This window comes from Paenibacillus turicensis (assembly GCF_017873435.1).
GTDB classification, from domain to species: Bacteria; Bacillota; Bacilli; order Paenibacillales; family Paenibacillaceae; genus Fontibacillus; species Fontibacillus turicensis.
Genome location: NZ_JAGGKG010000008.1, coordinates 1 through 13820, shown reverse-complemented (window position 1 = coordinate 13820; position 13820 = coordinate 1). Strand labels below are relative to the sequence as shown.

At 38.4% G+C, this 13820-nt stretch carries 15 protein-coding genes; 3 read left to right on the top strand and 12 right to left on the bottom strand.

Annotated elements, in window-relative coordinates:
* Positions 1–41: 41 nt before the first annotated feature.
* The 6 genes from J2Z32_RS09655 to J2Z32_RS09630 all read right to left on the bottom strand — a co-directional run bounded on the left by J2Z32_RS09655 (position 42) and on the right by J2Z32_RS09630 (position 5847).
* Positions 42–323: a CD3324 family protein gene (locus tag J2Z32_RS09655; protein WP_210088960.1), complete on the bottom strand. Its 282-nt coding sequence runs from the start codon at positions 321–323 to the stop codon at positions 42–44.
* Between the two features lie 263 nt (positions 324–586).
* Positions 587–1135: a pyridoxamine 5'-phosphate oxidase family protein gene (locus J2Z32_RS09650; RefSeq protein ID WP_210088959.1), complete on the bottom strand. Its 549-nt coding sequence runs from the start codon at positions 1133–1135 to the stop codon at positions 587–589.
* A gap of 231 nt (positions 1136–1366) precedes the next feature.
* Positions 1367–3229, bottom strand: a complete 1863-nt coding sequence (locus J2Z32_RS09645) for an FAD-dependent oxidoreductase (protein ID WP_210088958.1) — start codon at positions 3227–3229, stop codon at positions 1367–1369.
* 218 nt (positions 3230–3447) lie between these two features.
* Positions 3448–4239, bottom strand: coding sequence for a nitroreductase family protein (locus J2Z32_RS09640; RefSeq protein WP_342453947.1), 792 nt, complete (start codon positions 4237–4239; stop codon positions 3448–3450).
* A gap of 134 nt (positions 4240–4373) precedes the next feature.
* Positions 4374–5087: a beta-glucanase gene (bglS, locus tag J2Z32_RS09635; RefSeq protein WP_210088956.1), complete on the bottom strand. Its 714-nt coding sequence runs from the start codon at positions 5085–5087 to the stop codon at positions 4374–4376.
* A gap of 223 nt (positions 5088–5310) precedes the next feature.
* Positions 5311–5847 carry an LSm family protein gene (locus tag J2Z32_RS09630; RefSeq protein ID WP_210088955.1) on the bottom strand — a complete coding sequence of 179 codons (537 nt, stop codon included), beginning with the start codon at positions 5845–5847 and terminating at the stop codon, positions 5311–5313.
* A 184-nt stretch (positions 5848–6031) separates the two neighbouring features.
* Between J2Z32_RS09630 and J2Z32_RS09625 the strand changes: the two genes are divergently transcribed.
* Entirely contained in the window at positions 6032–6562 is a 531-nt protein-coding gene (locus tag J2Z32_RS09625; RefSeq protein ID WP_342453943.1) for a sigma-70 family RNA polymerase sigma factor, read from the top strand.
* 19 nt (positions 6563–6581) lie between these two features.
* Positions 6582–8057, top strand: coding sequence for a DUF4179 domain-containing protein (locus tag J2Z32_RS09620; RefSeq protein WP_210088954.1), 1476 nt, complete (start codon positions 6582–6584; stop codon positions 8055–8057).
* Between the two features lie 126 nt (positions 8058–8183).
* On the opposite strand, the gene J2Z32_RS09615 is transcribed toward J2Z32_RS09620, so the two are convergent.
* The 6 genes from J2Z32_RS09615 to J2Z32_RS09595 form a co-directional block, all read right to left on the bottom strand.
* Positions 8184–9386, bottom strand: a complete 1203-nt coding sequence (locus J2Z32_RS09615) for an amidohydrolase family protein (RefSeq protein WP_245251355.1) — start codon at positions 9384–9386, stop codon at positions 8184–8186.
* A gap of 216 nt (positions 9387–9602) precedes the next feature.
* The gene (locus tag J2Z32_RS09610) at positions 9603–10277 is read right to left on the bottom strand and encodes a hypothetical protein (protein ID WP_210088953.1); all 675 of its coding nucleotides are present in this window, start codon (positions 10275–10277) and stop codon (positions 9603–9605) included.
* 82 nt (positions 10278–10359) lie between these two features.
* A complete protein-coding gene (locus J2Z32_RS09605) occupies positions 10360–11727 on the bottom strand; it encodes a sensor histidine kinase (RefSeq protein WP_210088952.1) in 1368 nt (455 codons plus the stop codon).
* A gap of 41 nt (positions 11728–11768) precedes the next feature.
* Complete coding sequence (locus J2Z32_RS22360; protein WP_245251354.1) at positions 11769–11927, bottom strand: winged helix-turn-helix domain-containing protein; 159 nt, start codon at positions 11925–11927, stop codon at positions 11769–11771.
* Positions 11897–12466 (bottom strand): response regulator transcription factor, encoded by a 570-nt coding sequence (locus J2Z32_RS09600; RefSeq protein WP_342453942.1) that lies wholly within the window; start codon positions 12464–12466, stop codon positions 11897–11899. The genes J2Z32_RS22360 and J2Z32_RS09600 overlap by 31 nt, the downstream gene beginning before the upstream one ends.
* Before the next feature lie 49 nt (positions 12467–12515).
* Entirely contained in the window at positions 12516–13274 is a 759-nt protein-coding gene (locus tag J2Z32_RS09595; RefSeq protein WP_210088951.1) for an SDR family NAD(P)-dependent oxidoreductase, read from the bottom strand.
* A 29-nt stretch (positions 13275–13303) separates the two neighbouring features.
* Here J2Z32_RS09595 and J2Z32_RS09590 point away from each other — a divergent pair, with 29 nt between their 5' ends.
* Positions 13304–13639, top strand: coding sequence for a MerR family transcriptional regulator (locus J2Z32_RS09590; RefSeq protein ID WP_210089102.1), 336 nt, complete (start codon positions 13304–13306; stop codon positions 13637–13639).
* The last annotated feature ends 181 nt before the right edge of the window (positions 13640–13820 follow it).

The window sequence follows — 13820 nt, the reverse complement described above, 5'->3', positions numbered from 1 at the left end:
TGGAAATTTTGTAAGCTTCATTTCATTCACTTATTTTAATCTTACTTAGTAAAGGATTGGCTTTTAGTATAAACAATTTTTTTAATGCTACTAGGGGATAAATAAAAGCACTCAGCTAAAAATTCAATGGGTTCGCCATTAGAAAAACGTTGTTGAATTTCCTGATTTCTTCTAATCAGCAACTGCCGACTACCCGATTTTTCGCCCCATTTTTTACGTGCCTTATCTAATTTAGGAATATAAACTAGACCCCCGTCATAGTAAGTTTGTATTTGCGCCAGCAATTCCTTAGGTAAAATTTCGTCTGCATTACGATACTTCATCGTGCTCGCTCCTTAATAATTAAATTCATAATTAAGGGTGCGAAGCTGTAGCTACAAACGTTTAATCAAAATTTTGGATGAAGTGATTAGGCGGAGAAATAAAACCGCTCTATGCAACTACCGCCTCGTTCGTAGTTCCTGCTTCGCATAGAGCTAATTGTAAAGCTTGCCATTATTCTAAACATAATGCGCTCCTTCCTTGTTAAGACCACGTTATAGTTAAGCTTACCTTATAACAATAAGAAAGGAAGTTCAACCGCCCATTATAAATTGGATTTGTCACTCATCACTTTGTCATACATTTTATCCTCTTCGATTCCACTTTCTTTTGCCGTAATTGCCGATGGAATAACACGATAAACCTTTACAGGGCCACCAAAAACAGCAGATCGGTATTTATCTACATGTTGTTTGGACAAAGGACGATTATAATAACCCGGAACATACTTATTGATTAATTCTTGAAGCATAAAGGTCGCCTCATCCAAATCTGCAATGGGCTCTGCTTTTCCAAAGATCATCACACTCATATATGCGGTATCTGTTTTAGCGGGTACTGGATCCGTGATGGTACCATATTCTTGGCACACGGTAAAACATACTTCTGAATTTTCACTCATGATCTCGTTACGTCTACCATTACTAGCGCCATGAAAATAAAGCGTTCCTTCCGCCCAAACATAGTTCAATGGGACAACGTAAGGTAGGTTCCCATCTGCTAATCCGAGATATCCAATTCTTGTTTGCTTAAGAAACCTTTCAATTTTCTCCTGATCCAAACATTCTCTACTTTTATAACGAACTGATTGCATCTCAAACCGCTCCTCTCAAGCATCATTGCATATGATGGCTTTATTACGGTAGTATAGCAATGAATGGATTGGCTTGAAATATCCAAAGATCAAGAAAATGTGCAATCCATAATAAACAATAAAAAGCCGTACAGCAAAATTCCCACTGTACGGCAATACTAATTAAAATCGTAACCATTTTAAATGTTTTAATTAATAAATAATTTCCAAATCATTACTTGCATCCAATACTTATTTTAACGAATTCTTAACTGCCTCCGCTGACAGCTTACCAGAGGTTAATGCCCATGCGTTGTTAGCGCCAGAAGGTGAATCATCACCCATCACTCCACCAACAACCTCACCTGCTGCAAATAATCCTGAGATTGCCTTTTTACTTGTATTCATGACTTCGAATTTAGTATTTACAACTAAACCACCCATCGTTGTTGCAAAACGAGGTTTTTGCTCTACTAAGTAGTAAGGGCCTGCACCAATTGCTTCCTTCATAAATTCAGGGGAACGATCAAATTCCTTGTCTTTCCCGTTTTTAACATAACCATTATAGCTATCTACGGTTGATTTTAATACAGAAGCGTCCATGTTAGCTAATTTTGCTAATTCTTCAACTGTATCTGCATGGAAGAAATAGGGTGTCTTGGAGCCGTTATTTTGCAACCATTCCTTAATGTTATCCTCAGAAATACCCGCTTCACTTACATTTGGTTTAAACTCATCAAACGTCGCTTGATCCATCAAAATGTATAACATTTTATCTTTTTGAGCTAATTCAGTCTCCAAAATTTTACGGTTACTAGATTTTTCATTAATGACGCGTTTACCTTCACTATTGACGATAATTGCACTCTTTTTAAATGCTGCAATATTACCCGCAATCGTAGATTTAGCAATCCCTTCAGAGACCTCAACACCGTTAGGGTAACGTTTGCCATATTCCATTAAGCGTGTATCTGCATCAATCCCTTTTTCTGTTGCCATTACAACACCGTCTCCTGTGGATGACGTTGGTCCATAATAAAGCGCAGATTTCAAATCATCGGAAAGAAGGTCTTTATTATTTCCATATCCACCAGAAGCCATAATCACTGCTTTTGCTTTGATATTATACGTTTTCCCTGTATTATCCTTTGCAACAACACCAACAACAGTACCATTTTCATCTGTAATTAGCTTCTCTGCTCTAGTTTCAACATATAATTCTACACCAGACTCCTCTACCTTTTTACGAGCTTGTTTAGCAAAGCCTGGTCCATTGCCATCATAAGCAAGCTCACGTTGGTGTGCATATTCTGCTAGTTTATGAAGTCCACCCTTCATATCATATTGAATTCCAACATAATCATGAAGCCAGTCTGTAGTTTGCCCAACATGTGTAGCGAATAGGGTTAATAGCTCAGGTACATTTTTGTTGTTACCATTTGCCATAAAATCCTTCACCATGCTGTCTATACTATCATCACTTACGCCTGCTTCTTTTTGAAGCTTAGATAAAGTAACAACCTGATTACCCCCACTGATTGAAATTGCGCCACCGATATAGGACATTTTTTCAAGCAAAATTGTTTTTAATCCTAATTCATCTGCACGCAATGATGCCGAAATGCCTGCTGCACCGCCACCAATAACAACTACATCACTATTTAGCTCAACAACTTCAGTTGAAACTTCCTTTTTCACCTCTGCGTTCAGTAGTGCTGGGTCCCCACCAGCTTGCTTAACGCAATCCATTACCGCTGATAAAAGTGCATCACTAGTGACAGTTGCACCTGCAACTGCATCAACCTTAAGCGATTGATTCTTAACGATTTCCTCTGGAATTTTCTTGATTGATGCATCACTTACGCCTGCTGTTTCATTAAAATTAACAACTTTTACATCTTCAATTTTGTGCTCAGAAAAAGTGACCTCTACCTCAATCGGACCATTTTTCCCATCTACAGAAGCCTTATAGGTTCCTGCCTTAAAGGTAATTTTCCCATCCTCTGAATTTGCAGCTTTCTTTGTATTGCTGCCCCCTGCACATCCTACTAAAGATAAAACCAACATGATCATCAAACCTACTGCTAATACTTTTCTCAGATTTTCTTTTCTCATTGTCTTTCTCCTTGTTTAACTTATTTGTGCATATGTAACATGATGTGTAACATAAATTCCTTTGTGAGAATTATTTCACATACTTTAAAATTATACAGTGCCATTAATCATAGCATTCGTGGGATTGAGGGAATTCTTCTTAATTCACAAAAAATAAGCCATCTATTAAAATTCTAGTCAGAATTTCATAGATGACTTAGCTATTCTATAAATTATGTCTATTCTTCATTATTCATAAAATTTTGCTTCTCCAAATAGTTCAATACAGTTTGAGAAAATTTCAGATGAGATTCCTTTGTATATTTAGCTATCGTATAAATTTGAGCAAGATTTTTTAGACCTAATTGCTCTGTCATTTCCTTGAGCTTAGGCACATCCATGTAACGTTGCCAACCTTTTTCATTACGTTCCTTATAAATCTCTTTAATATCTTCATCAGAATAATCCTGATATTGTTCATAATGTACAATTCCATGCTTGGGTAAACGATCACGCAAGGGGGGTGTTTCCGCAGGATAACCTAAGGAATAACCGACGACTGGCACAACATTAGGTGGTAAATTTAACAATTGCCCAATTTGATCACAGTTAGCAAGTGTTGATCCCATATAGCATATACCTAATCCAGCATTTTCGGCTGCCAATGCACAGTTTTGTGATGCCAAGGTCGCATCTATAGCGCCAATCATAAAACTCATAAAATTATCAAATTGTAGCGGTGCATCCTCTAGTGTCAACCACTTTCTCATTCGATTAAAATCTGCACAAAAGGTGAGTAATACCGGTGCATCTACCACCATGGATTGCTCCATATGTGCGGAGTATAGCTTCTTGCGCAGCTCTTTATCTCTTGTTACGACGATAGAGTAGGACTGCATGTTGCCACTTGAAGAGGCGCGGATACCTGCATCTAGTATTTCCTCTAGTAGTTCTTGGCTGACCTCCCGATCTTGATATTCTCGTATAGATTTATGTCCATGTATGACATCATTAAAATCCAAAGCAGCCACCCCTTCAAAATAAGTATGCAAAATATATGCTCTTATTTTAACAAAACGCCTAAACTGATGTCTAACTAAATTAAAAAAGGCCATCGAGATTTCTCTCGACAGCCTAACAGCACTTATCTTCTCATATAAAAAAATCAATTACTCGTATACTTCACCCAATCATATTCAGCATAAAGTGGATTCACGCCATTATATGGACCTAACCAGTCATCCACACCGATCCCATTCCAAATATTCATCATAATCATGCCAGGTGTTTTAGGAATGTTTTGAGTGGCTGTATGCTTCAATACGCCATCCACATACCATTTGATATAACCCGGCTGCCAATCAAATGCATAAGTATGGAAGCCTTGGGATGCATCAAAGCCTAAGTCAATCACCTTTTCATGCCCACCAACACCATTGGTATAATAGTTAAATTGGACTTTACGTGTATCTTTGCCTAAAAATTCAATATCAATCTCGTCCCATTGTGTTCCATGTGCAGGTCCAGTATACGTGAAAAAGGAGGAGACAATGCCCGAATTTTTGGCTGGCTTCATACTCACCTCATATAAGCCGTATTCATACGTATCGTTACTTCTATACTCTGCACCATCAAATTTATTATAGCTAGGGCTTGTCAGAGCAAGTCTCATCTTGCCATCATTCGTAAATGTAATATTTTGGGCACGCCAAGTACAATTAAATGGATTGCCATTGGAATAGCCATCTGCTTTATGCCATGTGTTGGGGTTAAAGTAGGTGAGTGGTTCCCACAGCACATATCCTGCCGAGACGTTAACCGCAAAAAATAGGGACACCATACTAGCTGCAACTAAAGTAAACCAAGATTTTTTTCTCATTTTGCACCTCCATTTGAAATTGACCAAACATGTATCCTGTCAATTTACCTCAGATGTAAAGCGCTTCCATACTTGGTATTTTCATTGTATCTGATGTTGCGATATTAGCTAGACAAGACTTAAACTGAAACAGATAGATTTTATAGTAAACTATTGAAGATTAAAACTTCCTTTAAAACAAAGAACCCCCTATTAGAAGGGGGCTTTAGCTTTGTTATTATACTTAATCAGCATCTGTAGCTTCTACTGTGGATGGCGCCATCAAGCCTTTTACCGCGCCTACAAATGGAGAAATCGATTTAATCATTCCATAGCCCATTTTAATGACTGGGAAAAATTTTTGTATCATTCCGATTAGTCGTAAACCGCCACTAAGTCCGCCGAATCCACCAAATAACGAGCCAAGCATTGGGAACAATGCAGATACCTGCGCTTCTGGCTTACGAACGCGTAATGATTTAGGAGATCTTGATGAGCTTGATGATTTTGGTGACTTTGAGGAATTTGACAATCTTGAGGCGCTGGCTCCTCTTGAGCGTGAGCCTGCTTGCTTGCGTGCCTTTCCCTTTTCATTTTTGGAATTGCGAGTTTTCTGCCCGCTACTTAAAGGAACAGGGGAGGCCACGCCTGCCAGCACTACACCTTTGTCATAACAATTTGTAATGTATCCAATATACGTCTCCCCATTATGAAGCGTGACACGAACGGGTTGACCTTGGAGCTGTCTCGCTTTTGCCCGAATCCCTACGGATTGTGCCATGCATGTCTCACCTCGCATACTGATTATAATTCAGTTTACGTGACTAGGATGCTGACTGCTTGTGCGAATTATAAAAAAGATTCATCGTTTTTATTCACTACTCCGTCTTACCATTAGGGGATTACACTAGGGGATATACAGATAACCGCACACCTATACTAAAACAGAGAAGGGGGCGGTGTTGGTGTCAGGTACACAAGAGAAGAATTCAGAGCCCTCCATGCATTCAGATGATGATCCAACGGTTTGGATCATGGATGAGGATTTATTTTTCAAACGGTTATCTACTGAGCAACAGAAATTGTACTCTATCGCCTATAGCTATATGCGCAATGAAGCGGATGCGCTTGAAATTGTGCAGGAGGTAGCGTGCCGAGCATGGATGAAACGTAAAAATCTTAAAAATGAACAAGCCTTTACCCCATGGCTGATTAGAATTACGGTCAATTGCTGTGTGGACGAGCTAAGACGAAAAAAACGGACTTTCCCTACAGATACGATTCATGATGAGCCTGTGCATGAAATGAAGCGAAACGATCAGATTGATCTTGAACGTGCCTTTGATCACTTAAAACATAAGCATCGCCACGTTGTTATGCTGAAATATTATCAGGATATGACCACTGCGCAAATTGCGAAAGTGCTACATAAACCTGAAGGGACAATCAAGAGCTGGTTACGTGAAGGGTTAAGACAACTACGCAAGTATTTGTAGAAGATAGGAGGTTAGCAAGATGACAGACAAAGTACAGCGTATACTAAACCAAGACGTGAATGATATACAAGACAAGGATCAAATTTCAGACATGATATTATCGAATACAATCCGTAACGGCATTAGGGAAGGGAAACGACGAGAAATGAAAAAACGCTGGATGACTTATAGTATAGGGGCAGTGGCGACGGCTATGGTGGCAGTTATATTATTTATTGTAATTACACCAACACAAGTACCCAAGCCCAAAATTAATTATGAAGTTGTGCATACTACTCCGTCAGATAAAGAAGTAGATTTAGAACGCTTTCAGACGGATGTTGAAACTGAATTTGGGCTCAACACTGCTATATATAAAAAGCTTATCACCCCAATCCAACGAACTGTAGAATATAAGGGGTTAAAAGTAGATGTTATTGGTTCAGCGAGTGATGGGCGTAGGTTGTATTTCCTGTTTACTGCTCAAAACAATTTGGATTATGCGATCTCACCTTATGTTGAATCCATCACATTTTCGGATATTAAAAAAACTACAAATGGGGTTATACATCTTAGTACCACTAACGCTGAGGGAAATCAGATTATGCCTGGTGATACACAAAATTTTGTCTATGTCGCCGATATCATTGCAGATACCTCAAATACTGATGTAGCTACCGTTCGCTTTAGTCAATATGATTCTAAAGATGGATATAAAAATCATTTTATGTTCACCGTTCCAATCAAGCCGAATCAGCTTGAAGATCAGAAACGAATATATTATCCAAAGGACAGCTTGATTGTAGATGGACAAAAGATCAATATTAAAAAAATGCAATTTACACCTTTAAACACGTATTTAGATTTAGAATATGATTCCAGTAATACTAAACAAATATTTAAATTGCTTGAGCCTACACTTATTGGCCAAAAAGGAACTCAGAAAAAAGAATTAAATTTCCTTGATGCCTTTCATACTACTAATAGAATTATTGAAGAAACGAATAAGGTCACACTTATATTTAATGATAACAATTTGGATAAATTAAACTCTACCTATGTCTCGTTAAAAGTATCTGGTATTTCTGCTATACCTAAGGATAAAATGAAGGTTTCAATTGATTTAAAGGAAAAGAAAATCGTTGAAGCTCCTGATGAGCATTTAAAAATCGTTGAACCTGATACACCTGCAGCAGAGGGAGAAATATTATTGCTTCACAAGCTTGAAGATGTATATGCGATAGAACCTACTTCAATCTCCCATGCGTTTAGCTTTACGGATGCGGAGGGCAAAAAGCATAAACTATTAACTAATACGATTGAAAAGGGTAGTGGACTTTCTATTTCTAACTCAGAAAAATCAAAAAATGGTAATATTGAAGAATACAGGGCTTTCAACTTTGGAAAAGAAGCGCTAGACTATCCGCAACCCTTGACGGTTAACATCGAACGGTATTATCACCCAATCATGGAATCTCAAGCTGTTCAGCTTCTTTTAACTAACAAGAATGAATAACCGAACTATAACGAAATACTAATTTGATATGCTCCCATCATAGTGGATAGTAGATAAAACAAAACATCTACTATTACTTGATGGGAGTTTTCATGTGTCTTTGTAATTAACCCCATGTATACTGTTCTATTTCATCTTAATTCTAACCTTGTTCCCCTTCGCCAATATTTTACCTGCCTCTAGCTTGCTAAGCCCCTCTATCTTATGTGTCGTTCCCTCTTTTTCGTTTTCATTAAGCTTGGCAATTGCCGCTAACTGTGTCGCTGTAGCTGGCTGAGCTGAAATTAAGGCATCTAAATTGCCGTAAGCAATCATTCGTGTCTCCTTAGTATCGCCTAGCAAATCAATCATGAGATACATCGCACGTAACGCTTCAGCTTCATTTTTCAAGCCATATCCAGAGTCTGTGCTAAGAAGAAAACGCTCAGGGTATTTTTTCATAAGAGGGACATAGTCTTCAAGTCGATTTGAACTTTCGGGATTAAAGGCAGTAAAGCCTGCAAAAAAGTCCATATAAATATTGGGATGCTTTTCAAGTAAAGCTTCCACATTTTCAGGTGAGTTATACGCGTTAGCATGGGCAAAAATAAAAGTCGTGTTTGGGTAGGCTTTCGCAGCCTCTTCCAGCTTATCGATAACCCCTCCGTTAGGCGGATCAATATGCAATAATAGGGGTGCTTTATACTGAGCACATAGCTCATACATTTGCGGGAGAATCCCGTCCATGGGGTCTGCTGTTTTCCATATCGCACCTTTTAGTCCTTCGGAGTAAGTAGTGGCGGCGGCAATTTCACCTATTCCAAAGTAACCCTTCTCTAGGTTTTCCTTTACCTTCGCTAGTTCTGACTTATCATGCAAATTTATCCCGGCAAAAAAGGGAACATAACGTTCTGGGTTTTCTTGATAGGCTTCCCATGCTATCTCATCGGTGCCTACCGCAGCAGGCTCAGATACAGCACCAAAAAGCACCACTCGATCTATACCACTGCCCTCCCATATTCCCTCCATATATTGATATCTACTTCCACTTGCATTATGATTATGTGCGTCTGCGACTGGCATATCCTTATAGAGTGTGACTAACTCTTGGAGTTCTTTTATCCCACCAGATGACTTAGCCCGTGAGTTACTTCCGTTAGATGTGTCGTTAGACGTCTTTCCCTTTTCTAAGGACTCACCTTCCCCAACCTGATTGGCCTTTGTCGCCATGACCTCCTTACTGTGATCAGGGCCATAAAGTGTTCCGTTCTCTAATAGAAACACCAGTACTACTGTTACGCTAACTAACAGAAATGCAATCAATCCCCACACCCATTTCATTTTACCCATACCACGCCACTCCTTAGTAAACGTTTTCAATCACTACAAAAACTATATTCCATATTTATGGAATTTGTAAGTGAGTGTTTTGGAAAACAAGACCATTTGTGGGGCCAAATTTATGGGATTTTGTGTTGTAATTATTCTGATAAGAGGACTACAAAAAGGCACCCTACACTAAACACTTTTTACACTAGTGTCCAGAGTATGGGTACCTGAATATCCTCAATCTAAAAGTGTATTAATGAGAATACTTTCGATTTTTCCATCTTTAATATGGAAGGTCATCACATCCACATAATTTGCAGGTTCGTAGCGATAATCGTCTTCTTCATCAGGCGCCCCGTCTCCAAGGAGCTTGCCTTCAGGATAGGCTTGCTTCAACGTGTTTAAACTATCACCAACTTTAATATTTCTGGCTGTCGGATAGTCGGGACTCGTAATTTTGATATTAAAAATATGGAAATCTTCTGTCTTAGCCTTATTTATTGTTTTAATCTCAAGTCCAGAAAAAATATACGTTTTCTCCGTAAAGCCAATCAAGGGGTCCATATTAAGACCATCATCTGCCGTATAGGTGTGAGATTTTTTATCCACCGCTTTTCCCAAGATGCCTTCGAGTTGTTCATCATTGACAATGTCAGAGATGGCAAAGGTATGGTCTTTATATACAAATGCAAGCTCCTTTAAAATCACATTGCCCTCTTTTTCAATCGTTCCTTCCTTAATTGCCTCAGAACCAGAGGTTTCCTTTCCCTTATCCGTTGACTGACTTGGTGCTGGATCAGCTGATGGTGCTGGTGAATTAGCCTTATTTGCATTTGCTCCACACCCAACAACCATGACCCCAAGTAAAATAGACAATAATATTAACGATGTAGCTTTTTTAAAATTTTTCATATTTTCCCCTCCAAAATAAAGTGATTTCATCTGTTGAGGATAGTATAAGAAAACAATTTATTAGTGTAATAACAAACTTGTATCATTCTTGTAACTCATACAACGGAAGAAGGATGGATACGATTGTACCTTTATTTACTTTACTTTCAATCTTCAAATGCCCGTTAAATTTCTCCGCAATTTCTTTACATATGGATAAACCAAGCCCTGATCCTTTAGCAGAATTTGCATTACTTGCTCTATAGAATCTCTCCTGAACATGAACAATCTCATCCTCGTGGATTCCAATCCCTTGATCGCTGATTTGGATGACTGCTTTATGTTGACTGACCAACGTCTCCATCGTTATTTTCGTATTCGAATTAGAGTACTTTATCGCATTGTCTAAAATGTTCGCAATCGCATGGGACAGTAATAGCTCATTTACATAAACATAAATGGATTCACTTGGCTTAACGATTAATTCAATTCCCTTCGTTTCAGCATTTGGCTTTCTATCCGCTGCCACTTGATTTAATAATTTAGAAATATCAGATTTTTCTGATCCCATTTCATCAATGCCTACTTTATCGAACTGAGCTAACATCAACAATTCATTAATGAGTTGATTAAGGCGATCTGATTCATTGACTAGATGAGCATAAATCTTTTGCAAATTTTCATCCTCATTTTCACCTTCATATAAATATTGAGAAAACCCGTGGATCGCTGCAAGTGGTGTTTTTAATTCGTGAGATACATTGGACACAAACTGCTTCTGATACTGAATATAGTTATTTAGTTGAACACCCATCTGGTTTAAACCTGAGGCAAGCATGCCTAATTCATCTTTTCGGTTCAATTTCACCTCGTGAAACTGCTGTTTAGAGAAAGATTGTGTTGCACCAAGCAAATACTTGATCGGTTTTGTCGTATTTCGGGCGATAAATAAACTAGAGAGCGTGATCAGCACCAAAAACCCGCCTGCCCCAATGAATAAGATATTCTTAATTTGATCCATAATCTCATAAAAATAAGAAATATCCTCCACAAACTCAAATACATAGGCGTTCTGATAATACTTATCTTGAATTGGTATAGCGAAATATAACATGTGTTGATCAGAGACCGTATAAGAATATTTGCCCTCTAGTGCCTTTTCGATATTGCGCTCAAAAATTTGAGGTTTACCCCCATTTATAATGATGCCATCTTCCGCTAATCCTAGTAGGTTCTTGTTACGATCATAAATTCGAACTTCCTTGCCTGTCGTCTTTAACCTTTCCAGTGCATTTTTTGATATGACATCGTCTTGAACCTCTGAGGATGTTTCGTTATACTTCGCTAGGATTTCTCTAAATGACAGCTCAGATAAATCTGCCTTCTGCACCATTTGCTTCTCTATCGTCACAAAGCTGAAATAATCAATCGCTTTATTCGCTAAAATGATAATAATAGCAAATGATAACAACGAAAAAAACAAATAATTTAACAACAGCCGGACTGAATATTTCAGACGGAGTCACCCCCAAGCTGGTAGCCAAAGCCGTATACCGTTTTCACGTATTTTGGGCTTTCGGCGTCATCCTCCAGCTTCTTCCTTAACCTCATAATCGTCATATCTACAGTACGGCTGTCCCCTAAATAATCATAGCCCCATACAATCTCCAATAGTTCATCTCTTGTAAACACCTTCGTTGGTCTCTCAATAAGGTTTCCAATATTTTAAATTCTTTGGCTGTTAGGGAGACTGTACTTCCATTTTTTTGAACTATTCTTGTATCAAAGTTAAATACGAGCTCTTCATGGTGAATGATTGTTTCTTCCTCATTTGCTTTTGAATCGCTGTTCTCATACCTGCGAAGTACAACTTTGATTCTGGCAATGAGTTCTCTATTGTCAAAAGGTTTAGTTATATAATCCTCTGCCCCAAGCTCAAGCCCCAATACTTTATCTATGATGTCATTTTTGGCCGATACCATAATAACTGGAACCGCTTGTCTCTTCACAATTTCCTTACACAAATCATAACCAGAGTAATCGGGTAACATTAAATCCAAGATCACCAAATCAGGCTGAAACGTATTCAGCATTTGTAATGCTGTCTTGCCATCCTCTGCCGTTTGCACCTGAAAATTTTCTCTTCTTAATACAAGTTCAATTAAGTCTCTAAGTGCTTCTTCATCATCAATGACTAGAATTTTTTTCACTTAGCCCACTCCTCATCCTAAACATCCACTCATAACAGCTTATATTCTGTCACTTGTTTTTTGGTACATAATTAAAGCTTGGCTCCTTAAGCTCAAATTCATAGGTCGCAGCATTTACGATGCCTACCACCTTCTCACTGTCATACAAATTTAGCAAGAAACCAGCCATTTGCTGCGCAGTGTGAAATTTGGGAACTGTACTAGCATATTCAAAGTTATCGATATCCATAGAACGATTTGCAAACTCAGTTTCCGTTGCCGCAGGCGCCAACACTTTGGCTTGCATCGTTGCCCCACTCTCTTTTAATTCTTGTGCTAAGCCTTCTGTAAAGGCACTGACATAAAACTTCGTTGCACAATAAGTCACTGCATCAGCAACAATGTTGTAGCCTCCAACGGAAGAAACATTGATCAGTTGCGTGCCTTCCACCCCTGCATAGTCCCTTACATAACGTGAAGATAAAATAGTTAGTGCTTCAATATTTAAATGAAGCATCGTCTCGATTTTAGTTAAGTTTTGCTCTCCAACAGAAGCAAAGTTGCCAAAGCCTGCATTGTTAATCCAAGTCTCTATCTCATAGCTGCGTATACTATCGTAAAAATGATGGACATTTGCACTTATAGATAGATCTACGGGTTTAATGACCACATCCAATGAGGGATTAATGTCTCTCACCTTTGATTTTAACTTCTCTAATTCCTCATGTCGACGAGCGGCTAAAATCAAGTTTTTCCCACGACCTGCAAATGCAAGCGCTGCTTCAAATCCAATACCTGAGCTTGCTCCTGTAATCACCGTATATTTCATATATAAACCTCCTGAGTTTGTTTGAATAACTGATAAGCGCACATACCTTACGTTATTATGAGAAGGAAAAAATTATTTATCCTGATCGTGATGAAAAAGGAAATCGGCGTTATAGAGATTCACATATTCAGTGGCTACAATTTGTGATCAAATTAAAAGAAACACAGATGCCTCTCTCGAAAATAAAGAAATATACTGAACTGTTTTTAGAAGGGGGTCATACAACCTCAGCACGATTAAATCTGTTAGAAGAGCATAAACAGGTCATTAAAGAGCAACTACAGACGCTAATGGATGTAGACGATATTCTAGAACGTAAGGTGGCAGCTTATAGAAGTTACATTAGGACGAAAGCTGAATTATAAAGCATTTTGAGATACGGTTTATCTCCACATGAATACCAGCAACTACCTTATGAAAAAAACCCCCAGTTTTTTATAAACTGAGGGATGGGACTGACCCCTTTATGTGAGACAGGGATCAAAACACCTTACAAGTTTAAGCAGCCAGACGCCGGTAATTCACTGGCGACTGGTTATTTAGTTT